This window comes from Mucilaginibacter terrigena (assembly GCF_004168255.1).
GTDB lineage: Bacteria > Bacteroidota > Bacteroidia > Sphingobacteriales > Sphingobacteriaceae > Mucilaginibacter > Mucilaginibacter terrigena.
Genome location: NZ_SEWG01000006.1, coordinates 1 through 17,853, shown reverse-complemented (window position 1 = coordinate 17,853; position 17,853 = coordinate 1). Strand labels below are relative to the sequence as shown.

At 45.6% G+C, this 17,853-nt stretch carries 13 protein-coding genes; 6 read left to right on the top strand and 7 right to left on the bottom strand.

From position 1 onward, the window contains the following. Window positions 1–111 precede the first annotated feature (111 nt). Window positions 112–1,323 (top strand): MFS transporter, encoded by a 1,212-nt coding sequence (locus EWM62_RS15155; RefSeq protein WP_129877530.1) that lies wholly within the window; start codon window positions 112–114, stop codon window positions 1,321–1,323. A gap of 45 nt (window positions 1,324–1,368) precedes the next feature. Here the strand turns inward: EWM62_RS15155 and EWM62_RS15150 are convergent, their stop codons facing one another. From EWM62_RS15150 to EWM62_RS15135, 4 genes are all read right to left on the bottom strand, one after another. Further along, window positions 1,369–2,112, bottom strand: coding sequence for an SDR family NAD(P)-dependent oxidoreductase (locus EWM62_RS15150; RefSeq protein ID WP_129877529.1), 744 nt, complete (start codon window positions 2,110–2,112; stop codon window positions 1,369–1,371). A gap of 247 nt (window positions 2,113–2,359) precedes the next feature. Further along, entirely contained in the window at window positions 2,360–3,235 is an 876-nt protein-coding gene (locus EWM62_RS15145; protein WP_129877528.1) for an alpha/beta fold hydrolase, read from the bottom strand. 125 nt (window positions 3,236–3,360) lie between these two features. After that, window positions 3,361–7,038 carry an ABC transporter permease gene (locus tag EWM62_RS15140; RefSeq protein ID WP_129877527.1) on the bottom strand — a complete coding sequence of 1,226 codons (3,678 nt, stop codon included), beginning with the start codon at window positions 7,036–7,038 and terminating at the stop codon, window positions 3,361–3,363. Between the two features lie 244 nt (window positions 7,039–7,282). Further along, complete coding sequence (locus EWM62_RS15135; RefSeq protein ID WP_129877526.1) at window positions 7,283–7,705, bottom strand: hypothetical protein; 423 nt, start codon at window positions 7,703–7,705, stop codon at window positions 7,283–7,285. Window positions 7,706–7,960: 255 nt separating this feature from the next. Between EWM62_RS15135 and EWM62_RS15130 the strand changes: the two genes are divergently transcribed. After that, on the top strand, window positions 7,961–8,776 hold the full coding sequence (locus tag EWM62_RS15130) for a hypothetical protein (RefSeq protein ID WP_129877525.1): 816 nt from the start codon (window positions 7,961–7,963) through the stop codon (window positions 8,774–8,776). 76 nt (window positions 8,777–8,852) lie between these two features. Here EWM62_RS15130 and EWM62_RS15125 read toward each other — a convergent pair whose 3' ends face one another. Beyond that, window positions 8,853–9,740: a dienelactone hydrolase family protein gene (locus EWM62_RS15125; RefSeq protein ID WP_129877524.1), complete on the bottom strand. Its 888-nt coding sequence runs from the start codon at window positions 9,738–9,740 to the stop codon at window positions 8,853–8,855. A 192-nt stretch (window positions 9,741–9,932) separates the two neighbouring features. Here EWM62_RS15125 and EWM62_RS15120 point away from each other — a divergent pair, with 192 nt between their 5' ends. After that, window positions 9,933–10,523, top strand: a complete 591-nt coding sequence (locus EWM62_RS15120) for a TlpA family protein disulfide reductase (RefSeq protein ID WP_129877523.1) — start codon at window positions 9,933–9,935, stop codon at window positions 10,521–10,523. Between the two features lie 7 nt (window positions 10,524–10,530). On the opposite strand, the gene EWM62_RS15115 is transcribed toward EWM62_RS15120, so the two are convergent. Together EWM62_RS15115 and xth are read right to left on the bottom strand one after the other, a co-directional pair. Next, the gene (locus tag EWM62_RS15115) at window positions 10,531–11,814 is read right to left on the bottom strand and encodes a BamA/TamA family outer membrane protein (protein WP_238989362.1); all 1,284 of its coding nucleotides are present in this window, start codon (window positions 11,812–11,814) and stop codon (window positions 10,531–10,533) included. A gap of 289 nt (window positions 11,815–12,103) precedes the next feature. Next, entirely contained in the window at window positions 12,104–12,880 is a 777-nt protein-coding gene (gene xth, locus EWM62_RS15110; protein WP_129877522.1) for an exodeoxyribonuclease III, read from the bottom strand. A gap of 63 nt (window positions 12,881–12,943) precedes the next feature. On the opposite strand from xth, the gene EWM62_RS15105 reads away from it, so the two are divergent. The 3 genes from EWM62_RS15105 to EWM62_RS15095 all read left to right on the top strand — a co-directional run bounded on the left by EWM62_RS15105 (window position 12,944) and on the right by EWM62_RS15095 (window position 17,187). Beyond that, on the top strand, window positions 12,944–13,171 hold the full coding sequence (locus tag EWM62_RS15105) for a hypothetical protein (protein WP_129877521.1): 228 nt from the start codon (window positions 12,944–12,946) through the stop codon (window positions 13,169–13,171). A gap of 128 nt (window positions 13,172–13,299) precedes the next feature. Continuing rightward, entirely contained in the window at window positions 13,300–16,473 is a 3,174-nt protein-coding gene (locus tag EWM62_RS15100) for an ATP-dependent DNA helicase (RefSeq protein ID WP_129877520.1), read from the top strand. Window positions 16,474–16,800: 327 nt separating this feature from the next. Further along, on the top strand, window positions 16,801–17,187 hold the full coding sequence (locus tag EWM62_RS15095; protein WP_129877519.1) for an endonuclease domain-containing protein: 387 nt from the start codon (window positions 16,801–16,803) through the stop codon (window positions 17,185–17,187). Window positions 17,188–17,853 lie beyond the last annotated feature (666 nt).

The following is a 17,853-nucleotide window of genomic DNA, read 5'->3' as shown; positions in this document are numbered from 1 at the left end:
TAACTTTCCGATCATTGAGGTAATTTCCTATCACCATATACAAAATATCATCTTCGCGTTTATCCGCTTTATTGTATATTCCGCTTAAATTCAAAAGGGTTATCTGGCTTTATGAAAAAAATCTACTACGGCTGGTTTATGCTGGCGGCTTTAACCCTCATGTATGCCACCACCAACGGTGTGGGTGCTTATTCATTAACGGTGATGCGGCCCCTGCAGATCAAGTCCTTCGGGCTGGATGCGCAAAGCGCAGCATTCCTTCCTACACTGTTGTTTTTAACAATTGCCGTTACGTCGCCGTTTATTGGCCGCCTTTTGGACAGGTATAACCCGCGTAATATTATTGCGGTCGGCGCTTTTGGGGCCATAGCTTTAATATTTTCGCTGGCATATGTTACCAGCTATGCCGCTTTGTGCGTGTTTTACGTACTGTATGGAATTTGTATGGCGCTTGCGGGCATTATGTCTTTTATGTACCTGATCAATAAGTGGTTCAACCATTACAAAGGGCTGGCAACCGGCATCATGATACTTGGATCCAGCCTGGGGGGCATTATCTTTCCCCGCATTGCAGTAATAGCCGGGGCCGACTGGCAAAGATCTTGTTTGTATTTAAGCATCGCGTCAGCTATCTTTCTTCTGCCGGGGTTATTAGTGATCAAACCTGAACCGGCTGTAATAGGGAGCGTTCCGGATGGTGCATATTTTCCGGAAAGGCACAATGCAAAACCCGCCGAACCCAACCGTTCCCTTAGTGATGCTTTACGATCACCTGCATTTTATATGGTGCTCTTAGTAACCGCCATCATGTGGTTTTGCATAAAAGGTTATCATCAAAATCACGGGTTCGTTATAAAAGATTTAGGGCAAACCCCCGTTTTTTCGGCCAAAATGTTGGGCTATTTTTCATTAACGGCGATAGTTGGTAAGCTGTTTTTTGGCTACCTGAGCGACAAGATCAATAAAGAGTATACTATAGTAGTGGCCATTGCGGTTATGGCTGCCGACTTTTTTATCATGCGTACTTTAAGCACCAACCCCTTAGTGTTAACCGCTTTCGCCCTGATTGCCGGCTTTGGTTTTGGCGGGGCATTCACCCTTATACAGGTATGGGTTGCCAGTATTTATCGCGGCAAAAGCTACGGCTCTGTTTTAGGGATCGTAATAATGGTTGACGAACTGTCGGGCGCCGCGGGCATGATAGTGCTGGGCACACTCAGAAAAATGACCGGAAGCTTTAAGAGCGGGTTCGAACTAATGCTGATCTTATGTGGGGTAGCTATTCTAAGCGCCCTTATGGTGCGGCGCTTCAAAAGACAATAGCAGCAACCTGTGGTTCATATCAAAGCCGGTAGAATTTCCCATTATTTACTGGCAAGTATACCCACCATCCGCAGCGATCAATGCCCCGGTGATAAAAGAGGCATCATCTGAGAAAAGGAAACGAACCGTATTGGCAATTTCTTCCGGTCTACCCACACGCCCCAGGGGTTGGGCGCCATCCATCGCAGCGTACACTGCGGATGCTTCCTGGCCCGATTGTTTTACAAACTGTTTTACCGCATTATCCAGCAACGGTGTCTGAATTGTTCCGGGGCAAATACAGTTTACCCTTATATTAAACGGAGCATAATCAATAGCGGTGCTTTTGGCAAGCTGGCCTATGGCTCCCTTGGTCATACCATATACGCTGCTGCTGCCTTTGCCAACAAAACACTGGTCGGACCCCATCAGCACAATACTACCTTTTTGCTGTTGTTTCATCAGGGGGATCACTGTTTTTAACAGATAGAAGGTACCCAATAAATTAATGCCCACCAATGTTTCCAGTTGCTCATAACTGGTATCTTCGATGTTGGCGAAAAGATGCCGCCCGGCATTTGAAAACAGGAAGTCAATCCTTTTTTCTTTATCATATATCCTTTTGATCGCTTGCTCTATACTCAACCGGTTGCTTACATCGCAAACAATAAAGTAGGGGTCGGCTTGCGCAGGTGGCGTATTATCAAGGTTGTACACCAAACTACCTTCGTTTCTTAAGCGTTCCAGGGTGGCCTTGCCAATCCCCGAGGTGGCACCGGTGATAACGGTAACCGTATTTTTCCAATTCATAAATATGATTTTTATTACGCCATAGGGAGGATTGCAGGCAACGCCCCTAAGCCGGCACTTGGCGGTTACGACAAGTCCGTATGCAATATAAGCGGTTGAAGCGGACTTTCCTTTAATTTGCAAAGCTTTTGCACATCTACTTTTGAACAGCTGATTTTTAAATGCTTAAAGCACACATTATTATTCCTGTACCTGGATATGATTTCCCTGCTGCCGCTTATAAATAATGGAATTGGGATTGTGCTTGTTACTTTAAAAAGCCGTTCAGGTAATCTAATATTATGTTCGTCTGCATCATCAGGCTTACATGCCCCTGCGAGGGAACTATGGCCAGTTGTGATTTTGGCATTGGTGCCATATCAGCAGAAACATTGCCTCCTAATAGCTTATATGTTTTTGCCAGCTCAACTTTATCCACTCCGTCATTATCACCTGATATGATCAATACGGGCGCGGAGATCTTTGCAATATTGGCATCCCCGAAATCGAAGGGCTCCCGGGCAAAAGCGATCATCTGGTCTATAAACTTGCTCCATTTTGTTTTATCGGGCGCCACTGCTTCGTAAGCGGATCTCATCGGGGTGTTTGTAAAAAGTTCGGGCGTCCATGATTTAAATGCAACGTTTATTTGGGGCAACCAACCGGCACTTTTATAAGTAGAAGAAATGATCACTAATCTTTTTAAGCGTTTAGGGCTTTGTATTGCAAATTTGTAAGCTACCGAGCCGCCCATGCTGTATCCCACAACATCGACACTGTCAATTTTCAGGTAATCCATTACCGCTTCTACATCGCCTGCCATGCCGGCATGCGTCAGTTTTCTGTTCGAATACTGTGTATGCCCGTGTCCCTGCAGTTCAATGGCGATCACCTTCCTGGTTTTTGCCAATTCTGGTATCAATTCGGCCCAGTTCCCTTCAATGGTCATAAAAGCGCCATGCAGTAAAACAACAGGCTTACCCTCGCCGTACGTTTCGTAATAAACTTTAATGCCGTTTACAGGGGCATAGCCGCTTACTGTTGGTTTAAGTTGTTGACCATTGGATTGGAACACTGTAAAAAACAAAATTGCGAATATCAGTACCTGTTTAAGGATATCAGATCTTGTAATTGCTCTTTTCATAATGCGTTATTTAAATTGATGTGTTGACAATACAAAGAACGAATGTATTTCAAAACTTCATGCTGTATGAAAACGACAATTTAAGGGCGTATCGCGACAACTGTCGCAGTTACCTATCAAACTTATCACTCGCTCCTTAAACTTTTTACAGGGTTGGCTATTGCCGCTTTTATTGCCTGGAAACTTATGGTTGCAAGCGCTATAATTATGGCAGCAAGCCCGCCTGCAGCAAACAACCACCAGCTTATGTTAACGCGATAAACATAATCCTGCAGCCATTGGTGCATGTAATACCATGCAATAGGCGTAGCAATGGCAAAGGCAATGGCTACCAGTATAATAAATTCTTTTGAAAACAAATACACTATACTGCCTGCTGTAGCGCCCAGTACTTTACGGATGCCCACTTCTTTTACACGTTGCACCGCCATGAATGAAGCCAGGCCATACAACCCAAGGCAGCTTAAAAATATTGCTATAACTGCGAAAGTTTTATACAATTGCGCTAACTGGTTTTCCTGTTTATAAAAACCGGCTATCTTTTCATCCAGAAACTGGTATTCATAAACATAGTTAGGGAATGTTTGCTTCCATATTCTCTCTACCGATTGCATTGTTGAAGTAATGTTTGTTGTAGATAGCTTTATAGAAACCTGGCGGTACATGGTGTTGTTTGTGGCAATAAGCAATGGAGCCACGTTATGGCGAAGGGACCTGTCATTAAAGTCTTTCACTACCCCAACAACGGGGCATTTTATCTGCCCACCCAGTATGTTCACCTCTTTATTCAATATATCTTCAGGGTTTTTAAACCCTAAACTTTTTACAAAAGATTCGTTCACTAAAAACTCCCTTGTCCAGCCCGAGGGTTGCAAATTTCGCCCGGCTACCAGTTTTAGCTTAAAAGTAGGCACATAACCTTCGTCGGCAAATTTGGTGATGGCTTTAAAATCCGCGTCCTTTATCGCGTTGTTAAACTTTAACGTGGTAAACATATTATTATCATCCTCTACCGGGCTGTTTGAACTAAAGCTCACCGACTGCACCCCGCTTACCTGCAATAGCTGCTGCTTTAAATAATCGCCCGATTGGCCGGGGCGGTAGGCCACATTCACTACAGCGTCTTTATCAAACCCTAAGGGCCGATCCATAAAATAATTCATTTGCTTTATAATGATGAGGGTGCCGATGATGAGCACCTGCGCAATAATGAACTGAAACACTACCAGTGCCCTGCGCAACGAAAACCCGTTAGTGGTGTTTGCGGTGATCTTGCTTTTTAAAGCATTAACCGGATTAAAACGCGATAAAACAACTGAAGGATAAAAACCTGCGAGCGCGGTCACCACAATGGTTACCCCTAACAGGAATAAGATAACTGCCGGGTTGCTGAATATATTAAACGAGAGAGAAAGCTCTAAAAGCCGGCCTACATAGGGTAATGCAAGCATGGTAATAGCTACCGCAAACAACACTGCGCCGGCGACAATCAAAAATGTTTCCACAATAAACTGTACCTGCAATTGGGTTTTGCTGCTCCCCAAAACCTTACGTACCCCAACCTCTTTTGCACGGTTAACCGCTTGCGCTGTAGACAGGTTGATAAAGTTTACGCAGGCAATTAACAAAATAAATGACGCAATAAGCCATAATACATTAAGCAGTTGATGGCTGATAGTTTTATTGCTGTAATTGCCGGCCTCTGCATCATAATGTATATCACCTAATGGCTGTATAATGTAGCTGTCCTTTTTATCGGCGGTTTGTTTTCTTTGCGCGTAGGCTGCTAATTGCCGGTTAAAGTTATCGGTCGAAGTATTTTGCGGCAACAAGACATAACAACCAAAATCAGGCGCTGTTGCATCCAGGTCGGGTTGTTGAAAACCGTATTGTGTATCCCCGGTAAAATCTGTGCCGTAAGCTACCACCAATTTCAGGCGAAAGTCTGTATTTGCCGGTATGGTTGCCAGGATGCCCGTAACCTTTAGCGCCCTTGCCGGGAACTGAAACAACCCCGCGCCTATACTATAGTAGCCTGTAATTTTTATGGTTTTACCCATCGCCAGTTTCCAGTCACCAAAATAGGCTTCTGCTATTTCTTTGGTAAGCAATACATTGTTGGGGTCGTTCAAGGAAGCGTACGACCCATTCAGCAGCGGGAAATCGAACATCCTGAAGAATGCCGGCGATGTATAAAACACACCGCTCTGCTCTTTAAAATTCTTTACAGGGGTTCCGTTAGCATCAAGCACTTGTAACTCGTCGTTATGGCTTGCATATACAGGCGCTACCTGCTCTATTTCGGGGAAGGCCGTTTTTAACCCCTGCGGCATTTGAAACGGCACGTTCTTCGCATAGGATACTCCCGACGTTTCTGCATGATGCGATGCTGTCAGCACACGGTACACACGGTCGGTTTTTGAGTGAAAAGTATCAAAGCTTGTTTGAAACTGTATAATAATAAATATGACGATACAAACCGTTACGCCAACTGCCATGCCGGCAATATTAATAGCGGCGTAGCTTTTATTGCGCGTAAGGGTGCGCCATGCTATTTTCAGGTAATTTTTAAACATAATGTTGCGGGTTAGTTTTTCGTACGTCCATTTTGGATGGACATTTTGATACGAAACTACCGCCGCCAACCGGGTACCGCGCCCCAGGTTATAAGATGGGCGCTCTTTTTTAAGATCATTTTTATATTCCACCGGGCTTTTCCCGGTTATTTGTTTAAAAGTGCGGTTAAAAGTGGTTTTAGAATTAAACCCCGATTCGAAGGCAATGCCCAGCAGGGTGATATGGCCATAAGCAAGGTCCTGCATTTTCTGTACTACATCTGCAACACGGTATTCATTGATGAAATCGTTAAAGCTTTTTTTGAGCGCTGTATTAATGATCCGGGACAGATCATGAAGGCTTATCCCTAACTTCTCGGCCAGTAAGCTTAAGCTTAGTTCGGGGTCCCTGTAATAGTGGTTCTCTTTAACAACTTTTTTCAGCCAGATCCCTTTTTGCTTTAGTTCTGCCGGTAGTAACGGTTTTAGTACGGCTGCAATATCTGCCGGTGTGCCCATTTCGGGCCTTAAAAAAGCCCTTGCTGCTATCCAGATGATCATTAACATTAAAAGGAAATATAAGGGGTAATAAGCCTGCACCGCCAATTGGTAGTTGTAATAAAAATAATCTGTGGCCACAAAGGGGACCCATAATAACCATAACAGCCCAAAACCTGCCAGTAAGTTATTTACCCACCGCAGTTCGTACCGGTACCGGTCGTTCCCGGTGAATTTTTGCTGCCGGTAAAAGCCCTCGATCAATACACGACACCTGTATATGTAGACAATGACCGAAATAAACGCCAGCAATTGCAATACAGGGTTTAGCAACCTAAAGGCCGGTGTTTCGTAAGCAGCAACGCCGGTTTTCATACTATCCTTCACCTCTAATGCCAGGGCACCCAATTCCAGTAGCAGCGGGCTAAAATGCAGCAGATCCTTAAACCGGAATTTATATTCGGGCCGTGTTATTTTAAGCACATAAAAAAAAATAAGCGGGCCAAGCGCAAGCGAAAATTGCAGCGGCAGCCGGCTCCAATGCGAAAAATAGGCTTCAAGGTTAATGTCGATCGCCAGGATCCGGGCAAGCCACAAAACGGCAATAGCCAGGGCAAGGGCTAAAAACCGGTTTGCTGTTCGATTTGCCTTTCGTGCGAACCATAAAAGAAAAATAAAGGTAAGGCCGATAAATGCCGCGCCAAAAAACGCGACATCATAAAGGGTGATATGAAATGTATACGGTTTCAAGTAAGCTAATTAGATAAATCGCTGCTGCAAACTCATAAAATGTTAAAATATAAAATATTAATGGATATGCGAAGGCGGTTGACCTGCTAAACCTTGCGAAGTACATACGGTTAAGCTTTTTCATTATAGCATTTCAGTTAAAAAACTACCGATAAGGATATAAAGAAAAACTCGCGCGTTTCATCATTCAACAAAAAAGCCCCGGAGCTTTTGGCCCGGAGCTTTTGTAAGTTAACAGCAACTATTATTCTTTTTCCGCCGTCCAGATACCCGGGTCGGCAACTGAGCCGTCGCTCGATCCTGTCCAGGTGCCGTGCATTTTTGTACCGTTATCTGTCACATTCATGGTATAGGTAACGGGTTCGATATCGCCGCTTATTACTACCGACTGCATGATAAGCACTTTGGTTGAGGCATTATATTCTCCCGTAACGCTATCTGTACCTGTAGACTGCCCATCAGTGGCATCCCACAAAAAAAGCCCGGTGTATTTATTTGCGCCGCCTTCCTGTTTCAGGGTGAAGGATCCTGTCCAGTGGCGGTCGTCGTTACCAAGGGCGCTGGTAATATGCCATTTGCCCGATAACGATACGGTTGTTTCCGATTTTTTGCACGATGCAACAGCTATCAGGATGAATACAGCTAAAAGGGTCTTTATGATCCGCATAATGATATTGTAAACTATTGGTTTACAGCCTAAAGATAAATAAACAGGTTATTGATTTTATACGAAGGCAAAAATATTTTTTAAAACTTAAAAAAACGCCTGCTGAGATAGCACAATTAGCAAAAGCAACCATGGTTTGGGCATCAATTTCCACACTAAAATTTGCCGGGTTGCGGGGTTTACCTTTGCCCGGCACCTGGTATCGTATTTGCCATTGGGTGTGAAATTATATTGCAAAAAATTATTTAATACTCCATGAAATTTTCTTTTAGAGTTATACCGGCGATACTGATAGCCGTAATTGTTTTCAGCGTATCATGTAAAAAAACAGATACCGCTGTTGCCCCGGTTAAAAACGGCAATACAGATATTAGCAAACAAATTGCCCTTGAACTTTACCGCTCGCTTAGGGGCAGTGTAAATAATGGCAAAACCTTAAAAGCAAATGCAAACCAGGGTGGCGGCAAAACAGTAACAACCACGCAGGAATGCGGGATGGTTTTCACTACGTTTACAGATTCAACCGGCGTTAAGGGCGACACCACCCGTAAATATGTTGGGAAAAGAATATTTACAAACCAGTGTAACGGTGCTTTTAGCAACAACTGGAACGTAGATGCTTATCTGTTAGCCGATACTTTAAAAACCACCGAAAAAGGTACCGGGTTTAGTAATGTTTATGATGTAACCCTTAATTACGATGTAAGGGCGCTGAATACACATTACAGCGAGATCAGTATTAACGGTGTTACCACCACATCGTCGTACAAATCGAAAGTTAGCGGGGCCTTTACTACCGAATACCATAAAATGGAAACGGTTTACAGCCTGCTCAAAATTACCGCTTTCAACAATTCTGCAAACCCGCTGTATAAAAGCGGCAGGGTGTATTTTAACACCAAAACTGCCGATATGAATATAGGCACAGATGCTAAGGTAAACACCAACGCTTACAACGGCTATATGGAGTTTTATGCCAATAACACCATGAGATCGTACTTCGACCTGAAGAACGGCAGCTATAAAGTTTTTGAAATGGACCTGATAACCGGCGAGGTAAAAGCGCTTTAAAAGGTTACAACCCTCATAAAAAGCAAACGCCACTTGATTTCTTAAGGGGCGTTTGCTTTTTTGATATGGCCGGATATTACCCCAACTGTTCTTTAAAAAAATCAATCGTGCGTTTCCAGGCAAGTTCGGCGGCGGCTTTGTCATAACGCGGGGTAGTATCGTTATGAAAGCCGTGGTTTACATTTTCGTATATAAACGCCTGGTATTTTTTGCCGTTAGCTTTTAAAGCGGCTTCGTATGCCGGCCACCCACTGGTTATCCTGTTATCCAGCGATGCGTAATGCAGCATCAGGGGCGCGTTAATTTTCGGTACATCCTCCACCGCCGGTTGTCCACCGTAAAACGGCACTGCGGCCGACAACGTGGGAACACGTACGGCCATCATATTGGCTATGCCGCCGCCAAAGCAAAAACCTACTACGCCAACCTTTCCGTTACAATCCTTATGGTTTTTCAGATATTCGTAGGCTGCACTAAAATCTTCCTCCATCTGGCCTTTGTCGCGCTTGCTTTGCAATTCGCGGCCGGCATCATCGTTACCGGGGTAACCGCCCAATGGTGTAAGGGCATCCGGCGCCAGCGATATAAAACCCGCCAGGGCTGCCCTGCGGGCTACATCTTCAATGTATGGGTTTAGCCCCCTGTTTTCGTGCACAACTATAATACCGCCAAGTTTCTTTTTAGCATCCGCGGGTTTTGACAGCAAACCTTTAATAGTGCCGCCACCCTTTGGCGAAGGATAGTTGATATATGCTGATTTTAACCGCGGATCGTCGGCCTTTACCTGGATATTCCCTTTGTAATCGGGCATCAAAAAACTCATCAACGCCGGCACGGTTAAGCCGCCAACCGCATAAAGGGATATCTTTTCTAAAAATCCGCGGCGGTCAAGCCGGTTGTGTGTATAGTCGTCATACAGGTCAAACACTTCCTGCTTAATGTCTTCTTTGTTTATCTGGCTCATAGTAAATGGATTTATTCAAATATAATAATTCGACCGCAAGTGCCTGCTAACCAAAACGTAATAGTTTAACAATACATAACATTGGGTATTATTAGTAACGGCTGTTTTTACTTTATATTTGTGCCGGTGCCGGCATGCAACATTTAGGTGCCGGTAATTTGCCCCCCGGTACACTTATATTATTCAACATTAATGACATTGCAAATTCTAAACAAGCTAACCATTTCCCGCTTAATAAACGCGCTTTTTATAATCCTGATAGCCTTGATGATATTTAACCCAACGGCAAAAGCATTAATGATAAGGGGGTTAATGAAAGTTGGCTTATTTCAACCCGATATTTCAAATAACGAAGGGGCCGGTATAGATGCCAGCCTGCCCGCTGTTATTTTCCAGAAGGCCGACGGGCAGATAGTGAACCTTGCCGATCAAAAAGGGAAGGTAGTGTTCATCAACTTTTGGGCAACATGGTGCCCCCCATGTATTGCCGAAATGCCGGCTATTAGTACTTTGTACCAAAAGGTTAAAAATAATAACAAAATTGTTTTTATGGCCGTTGATGCTGATGGCAACTTTGCCAGGTCGTCGATATTTATGAGCAAAAACGGGTATAGCCTGCCGCTTTATAAAACCAATAGCGATGTGCCGCCACAAATGTTTGGCAGCGCACTCCCCACCACAATAATTTTTGATAAAAAAGGTAAAATGGTATTTCGCCACGAAGGCATGGCCGATTTTAATAATCCTAAAGTATTAGCTTATTTACTGAAGTTAGCAAAATAGGCACGGTTTAAAAAGCTTCGTTCAGGCCAAGAAAGAAACCATGCGCGCCATAATTGCCCCAGGCATAGTCGAGGCATAGGTTGGTGCGTGTATGCTTATTAAATAAAACGCGCAAACCTGCGCCGCCGCCCGGCTGCCATTGTTCAAACAGTTTTGTGCCCAGGCCGTTATCGCTGGCGGTTTGTATATTAACGAATGCAACGCCGCTTAAAAACTTATTTTTGGTTATCGGGAAACGGTACTCAACTTCCGAGTAATCGTACTGCGGCGATTTAAAATAACCGCCCACGTATCCCCTGCCGCTGCGGTACGATCCATCTTTACCTGTTCCGGGTAGTTCCAGGTATGGTAACGCGCCGTTAAGCACATAAGCCCCCCAGTTCCAGAAAGCTATTACATGTTCGGGGTGGCTGGAAGAAAGGCTCCAGTATTTTCTAAAATCAGTTGTAAACAGCAACGCGTTCTTATCGCTGCCCATCCAGGTTTGGTTTGCCCTTATACCGGCATCAACATAAATACCTTTATACGCCCGGTTCTGGTTGTCGCGCGTGGTGTATTGTACGTTAAACAGCAACCCGTTCGACATATACTTCCCCCTGTCGAACCCATACCTGTCGCTGTAAATATTATACGGGGTTAAATCATCTTTATTTTTTTTGTTCTCGATATTCCGCCTGATATCAAACGAAACACCCGCGCCAATAAACAGGTTTTTTTCAACCTCTTTATACACCTTTTCCCTGAAGTTATAATACAGCGAATTAAAAACATACCCCTTGCGTTCGGGGTCGGTTAGTACATGGTCGGCAGTGCTCGCGTCCGATCCCTGGCCTATGCCTAAACCAAAATCGGGGGTAACGCTCTTGGCAGCTACCAGGCTACCCTGCAGGTTCCACTTATTGCCAGGTGTGTACACATTATGGTTAATATAAAAATATAAAATACCCTTTGTAGTGATAGACGCCGATGTTGCAGCAGCAGACATATAAGTACCCGGTACGTTCCCCAATACGCGGCCTGCAACGGCTTTTATACCTATTTGCGAACCAATAGTAGGGTTAGAGGCAATATTAGGAATTATGGTAATACCCGATTTTTTCTTAAGCGAATCGGGTTTTTTGTGCGGATGAAAAATAGCGCTGAACAAGTCTGCCACATCGTACTGCGATGACAGGTCCGCACGCTTTTGAACTTTTATAGTATCCCTTTTCACGGTATCAGCCGGTGGCGTAACCTGGGCGTACGCAAGCCCGCTAATGCCTGTAAACAAAGGCGCTAATAAAATACTCAACAGTAATTTAAAGCTTATAGGGCCCGGGGTGCTCTGCACTTTTGTGATTTTAACTATTTTATTCAATGTATGTTGCGCGTATAAATATTAAAATAACACTTAAACTCCAAAAGGCACTAAGTGTTACATATTAATGGCACTTATGACCGTTTTGTGATTTAAACCGCGAAGTACGCCCATTTATTTTAAATAATCTACAGCAGCCGTAAAAATGTGTGTTATAGCCAGCCCGCTTTTATTTAGGGGAAACTTTTTTAAACATTATTTAAACATGCATGCCCCTTAACGCCTATGCATCAGCAAGTTCTATCCAAACCGGGCCGTGGTCGCTGGTTTTTTCCCATCCGCGTACATGGCGGTCAACCCCGGCGGTTATAAGCCGTTTATCCAGGTCGGGGCTAAGCAAAAAGTGGTCTATCCTTAGTCCTGCATCGCGGCCATAAGCATTACGGAAGTAATCCCAAAAAGTATAAATAACCTTATCGGGGTTAAGCTTACGTATGGCATCCGTCCAGCCTTGTTCTACCAGGGCTTTAAAAGCCGCCCGTGTTTCCGGCCGGAATAGCGCATCCTCCACCCAGCGCTCGGGTTTGTAAACATCAAGTTCGGTTGGCATTACGTTGTAATCGCCGGTGAGCACCACGGGTTTGCCCGAGGCATAAAGTTCGGCGGCATGGGCGGTGAACCTTTCAAACCAGCGCAGCTTGTAATCAAACTTTGGCCCCGGCGCAGGGTTACCGTTTGGCAGGTAAAGGCAGCCAATGGTTATGCCGTTTACTTCGGCCTCTATGTAGCGGCTGTGGCTGTCGTCAGGGTCGCCGGGCAGGCCGCGGCGGGTTTCATTGATAGCTAAATTACGCGCCAGTATGGCCACCCCGTTCCAGCTTTTCTGGCCATGCCAGATAGCGTTATAACCGGCATCCTTTATGGCTTGCAGGGGGAATTTTTCGTCGGGCGCTTTCAGTTCCTGCAGGCAGGCAACATCGGGCGCGGTTTCTTCCAGCCAGCGCAGCAGCACAGGCAAACGGCCGTTTACACCGTTAACATTATAGGTGGCTATCTTCATAATCAAATATAAGTGGTAAATACTATTTATTGCTTTGCTAAGTTTAAAACGTTAAATTTGAGTATGAACTTAATCGCTGAAAAATTAGAATTAGCTAAACGCTTATTGGATGTTGAGGACGAGGGATTACTGTTTCAACTTAAGCAAGTACTTGATAATGAAGGCAAAGATTTTTGGGACGATTTACCTGAAAATGTGAAGCAGGGAATTGAGCGCGCAAAAAAACAAGCAGCAGAAGATAAATTAACGCCGCATGACGAGGTGATAGCTCGTTATGCAAAACAACTATAATATTTTCATTGTCGGTGTCCCCACCGACAATTCTCCTTACCCTCTTTGCGCAGCAGAGAGGGTCGGCAAGCGGAGTGGTGCCGGGGTGAGTTTACTCGCCGCCATTCCCTATCTTTACTCTTACAACTATGCAATCTCCACTCAATAAATATAACATCAAATTCCAGGAAGCGCTTGCGGGTTTAAACCCCGAGCAGCTGGCCGCCGTTAACCAAATGGATGGCCCGGTGCTGGTTGTTGCCGGCCCCGGTACGGGCAAAACCCAGATCCTGGCCGCGCGGATAGGCAAGATCCTGACCGATACCGATGCCCTGCCAAGCGAGATCCTTTGCCTTACCTATACCGATGCGGGCGCCGTTGCCATGCGCAAGCGCCTGTTCGAGTTTATTGGGCCGGATGCATACCGCATCAACATATACACCTTCCACGCGTTTTGTAACGAGATCATCCAGGAGAACCTGGAATATTTTGGCAAGCTGAATTTGGAGGCCTTGTCTGACCTGGAATCGGCCATGCTTTTCCAGGAGCTGATTGATGATTTTGGTAACGACCATTTGCTGAAACGCTTTACCGGCGATAAGTATTATGACGCCCCAAGGCTTAAAAAACTGTTCTCGACCATGAAGACCGAGAACTGGACCGATAACCTGATCAAACAGGCTGTACAGGAATACCTGGACGACCTGCCCAACCGCGACGAGTTTATTTATAAACGCGCCAACCCCAAAGCAGGCATCGCCATTGGCGACCCTAAACAGAAAGATATTGACAAGGTGCAGGAAGCCATGAGCAAACTGCTGGCCGCCGTAAGCGAGTACGGGAACTACGCGGCCAAAATGCGCGCAAAAAACTGGTACGATTACGACGACATGATCCTGTGGGTGCTAAAAGCCTTCCGCGAGAACGACGAGATACTGCGCCGCTACCAGGAACGCTACCAGTATATCCTGGTGGATGAATTCCAGGATACCAGCGGTTCTCAAAACCAGCTGCTTAGGTTTTTACTCAACTACTGGGAAACGCCAAACGTGTTTGTGGTGGGCGATGATGACCAGTCGATATTTAAGTTCCAGGGGGCAAACATGAAGAACATTCTTGATTTTGCCGGCGATTACGTGGCCACCCTGCAAACCGTTGTGCTTAAACATAACTACCGCTCCAATCAGCATATCCTGGATATCTCCCGCGCGCTCATCAACAATAACCGCGAGCGTTTAACTGCCCAGCTAAAGCTGGATAAACACCTTCATTCATCGCACCCGAGGTTTACAGAGGAGATTGTTGAGCCTGTAATTAAGGAATACGAAAACCCAAGCCAGGAACTGGTGGACGTGGCCCTGCAAATAAAACAGCTGGTAACCAAAGGCACCCCGCCGGGCGAAATTGCGGTGATATACCGTAACCACAGCCAGGTAGAGGAGTTGCTGCATTATTTAGATACCCAGCAAATCGCGGTTAACACCAAACGTAAAATTGACGTGCTGACCATCCCCTTTGGCGAGAAGATAGTGAACATCCTGCGCTACCTGGCCATGGAGCTGGATTCGCCTTATAGTGGTGACGAGCTGCTGTTCGAGATCCTGCATTACGATTTCTTCACCATCCCGCCTATCGAGGTGGCTAAGGCAAGCATCGCGGTAGCTAAGGAGAACTATAGCACGGCAAGTAATAACGCGCCCAAGACCTCGTTGCGCCGTTACATTCACGAGATGCGCGTCGCGGCACAAACGGATCTGTTCAGCAAGCCGCCGGCAACCGCGATGAAATTCCTGATCAATGATATCGATGAGCTGTTAACATCGGCCGTAAGCGTTACGCTGCAGCAGTTCTTCCAGGATGTGGTGGCCAAAATGGGCATCCTTAAATACATTATGCAGCAGCCGGACAAGGGCGTGCACATGCAAATGCTTACCAGCTTCTTCGATTTTTTAAAGGACGAAAGCCGCAAGAACCCCGAAATTAAACTGGCCGACCTGATAGCCACTATCGACCTGATGCGTAAAAACAACATCCGGCTGGAACTGAACAAGGTTATCTTTTCTGATAACGGCATCAACTTTTTAACCGCCCACGGCTCAAAAGGGCTAGAGTTTGAGCATGTGTTCTTTATTGGCTGCGATAAAAAAACCTGGGACAGCAAGGGCCGCAACTCGGGCTTTAGCTACCCCGATACGCTTACAAGGGCCGCGTCCGACGATATCGCCCAAAAAGAAGAAGCCCGCAGGCTGTTTTACGTAGCGCTTACACGCTCAAAACAATGCCTTAACATCTCGTATGCCGGCAAGGATAAGAACGGCAAAGACCAGGAGCCATCGCAGTTTATCGGCGAGATACTGGCCGATACGCACCTGCAGGTTACTTATCCAAAGGTAAACCCCGATGATATGCTGGGCTTTTACGCCACGCAATTTAGCGAGGCTGATAAGCCTGTTGTAGAACTTCTGGACCGCAACTACATTAACCAGCTGCTGCAAAATTATACCCTTTCGGTTACGCACTTAAACAACTACCTGGATTGCCCGCTGCGGTTTTATTTCCAGTGCCTCATCCGGGTGCCATCGGGCAAAAGCCCGTCGGCTACCTTTGGACAGGCAGTGCACTGGGCCCTTAACAAGGCTTACCGCAGGCTAAAGGAGAACGACGACCAGTTTATATCTACCGAAGAATTTTTAAAGGAGTTTCGCTGGTATATGTACCGCAACCGCGACTCGTTCACCAAAGTGGATTTTAAACTGCGGGTTGATTACGGCGACAAGATACTGCCGCTGTACTACGAGCAAAACGTGGCCACCTGGAATAAGGTAGCCCTAACCGAGCGCAGCATTAAAAACATTGAAGTGCGCGGCGTACCCATTAAGGGCAACCTGGATAAGATAGAGTTTGACGGCAAGCAGGTAACCGTGGTTGATTACAAGACCGGCCGGGTGCGCAACGCCAAACCTAAATTGGAACCGCCAACCAACGAGCAGCCCAACGGCGGCGATTACTGGCGCCAGGCGGTGTTTTACAAGATATTGATAGATAACGACCGAACCAACGATTGGGAAGTGGTGAACACCATATTTGATTTTGTGGAACCTGAGCGCGAAGGCGAATACTTTAAAGCCAAAGTGGTAATCGGTCCGCAGGATATTGAGGAAGTGACCGAACAAATTACCACCGTTTACCAAAAAATAATGGCCCACGATTTTAGCACCGGCTGCGGCAAAAAAGAATGCGACTGGTGCCACTTCGTAAAAAGCAACTTTAAACAACCGGAAGGGTTGCTAAGCGTTGCCGAAGGGGAGGAAGGGGAAGAGTAAATTTTATCCCGTTTGTCATACCCCCCCCACGGTCATTTCGAACGAACCCGGGCCGGGCTGCGAAATGGGGTGAGGAGAAACCTTATACGCCATGCATCGTTTAAGCAAAGTTAGTCGGTCGCTTATTTACAAGTACGATCCCAGCGATCCCCTCTTGAGAGGGGCAGCAGAAAAGAACAAGATGCAATAACATTCATGGGGTGTGTTAATGAACGGGATTAGCCAGCTGGTCTCTTCACTAACACACCCCTAACCCCTCTCGAGAGGGGAACTATTGGGTATCAAATAAATAATCAGATAATGAGTAACTTTCGTGGATAATGTTTAATGAAACGAAAGCTAATACCATATAATAAAAACTTGAAGCAATTGGCACGTAACCTCAGGAACGACAGCACCCTTGGTGAAGTTTTATTGTGGAAAGAGCTTAGAAACAAACGGATTTATGGGTTTGATTTTCATCGTCAAAAGCCGTTATTAAACTATATCGTAGATTTTTATTGCTACGAATTAGGTTTAATTGTTGAGATAGACGGCCGTTATCACAGCCATGAAGAACAGTATAAATTGGATATAGTAAGGGAAACTGAACTTGCAGCATATAATTTAACAATACTTCGATTTACTGAAATCGAAGTTAGAAAAGATATGACCAATGTATTAAGAGCAATTGAAAACTATGCCGTCGAACACACCAATAATCCCAACTTATGAGCACCGGCTCATAGCTCCCCTTCCCCTCGCGCAAGTTTAGCGCAGCGTAACTTGTGCGAGGGCTTTATGCAAGCTTTCAGGTTCCGTCAGCTGAAAGCTGACTTGTGTCATGTCACGAGCTACAAGCTCGCGACAGCATTTTGGGTTTATTTGTCTGAACCTTGATTTACACGATTTTTGGATTGATGGGATTTTCTTTAAAAGCGCGGGCCTGTCATGGCGGCGGGCCGGGTGTATGGCGGGAATGTAGTTTAGCTTTGTCTAAACCCGAATTTTCAGAAATTCCCATGTCAGAAAAACAGCTTCGTCCGAAAGCGGGAAGAACGATGGTGGCCTGAGCGTGGCAAGGGCATAGGAAATTTTTGCTGAAGCGAGTGGTAGTGCGAACGCAGTGGGGCAAAAAGATTCCAGCCCGTCCAAAGGACTCCTTTGGAGTGGTTCTGAGCGGTTTGCGGCGCAAAGGCCTGTGCGGCAAAGAAGCCTTTTTGCTGACTTGAATTTTTGCTTCTTTTGTTTCAAGACAAAAGAAGTAGCCCTCCTCGGCAATGAGCGGCGGATTACTGTAGGGCGCACTAAGCATCAGAGGTAACGATCCCTTGGCTAACGGACGGCATGACGGGTTGAGTGGTTACTTGTCCTCTGAGATTGCCACGCTATCGCTCGCAA